A 1,270-nucleotide genomic window follows, 5' to 3' on the forward strand; every position below is an offset into this window, starting at 1 on the left:
CCCAGCGCGGGTGTAGAACCGTAGACATCCTTTACATCTGAAACCGGGGACATCGTTTACACATTTTAGGCTTGGACGCGGCTCATGCCTCGTCCAAGCCTCCCTAGGGGATAGTCACACAGGTACAGATCCCAAACATCATCTTCAACTTCTTTGAGCGCAATCCGCTCTCCTGATAGCGCTTCGCTTACAAACAACAACTTTCCTTTCCACATGATTGAGCCGTTCTGTCTGACGCTTCGTACTTTCATTTCCGCGGCATACTCCACATCCGGCAGACATCCTGGATAAGGTCGAGTAGACGGCACATATACCTCACCCGGGCGCTTCATGCCCAGCGCCTCGTGAGGTCGTATGTAGTTGAATTCATGTCGAAAATGCTCCAGCAGGAGCTGCTGCTCAATCAGGTTTTTCCCCAGTGGCAACTCAAACTTCAAACTACGATGCATCCGTTCGTGCCGGCCGTTCTGGGCAGGTCTTCCCGGCATGGTTCGCTCCGGGTAGATACCCAGGCGGATCCACCAAACTGCCAGTGTGGACATTCTTGCCAGGCCTGGAGAAGCAAAAGGAACGCCGTTGTCAGAGCGAATGACTTCCGGCATCCCGTACTCTTGAAAAAGCCTCTCGAATGCCTGTTTGACGGGCAAGGTCATGATTTTGGGGTGGGCCCTGCAGGCCAAAATCAAGCGAGAGGCATGGTCCGTAACGGTCAGGGGATAGCACATCTGGGCGTTGAGCATCTTGAACTGCCCCTTGTAATCAACGCACCACGTCTTGTTGGGCTCGTTGGCTTCGCGCATTTCCCTGTGAGCAGTGCTGTGCCGTCGCTTGAAGCGCCGTTTACTGACCAGCCCAAGCCGGTCAAGCCATTGGCCTGCCGTGCTGGGCGATGGCCAGGCGACTGACGGATCCTCGATTCGTAATAGCCTGACAAGCTTCTTCGGCCCCCATTTATCGTGCGCTTCTTTCATCGCCACTATGCGAGCCAAGATCTCATCGTCAGTCTTGTTTGGGCTGGTATGAGGTCGTCGAGACAGCTCTGCCAACGACTTCAAATCGCCGTCAACGTGACGAGAGATCCATTTATCTACAGTTGGTCGACTGACGTCGAAGCGCCGAGCTAGCTGGCTTTTGCTGAAGTCACCAGAAAGCCAGTCGATGACCAGTTTGATTCGTTGATCCATGGGAGACTCTTGGTTCCAGGGCATGATCAGTTACCTCCTGATCATGCGTATTAACCTGTAAACCATGTCCCCGGTTAGATATGTAA

The 1,270-nt window shown here is 53.5% G+C and carries 1 protein-coding gene; it reads right to left on the reverse strand.

What is annotated here, in order from left to right:
* Positions 1-65: 65 nt before the first annotated feature.
* On the reverse strand, positions 66-1,208 hold the full coding sequence (locus OPU96_RS28750) for a helix-turn-helix domain-containing protein (RefSeq protein ID WP_442962234.1): 1,143 nt from the start codon (positions 1,206-1,208) through the stop codon (positions 66-68).
* Positions 1,209-1,270 lie beyond the last annotated feature (62 nt).

The organism is Pseudomonas sp. RP-B7 (genome assembly GCF_059803535.1).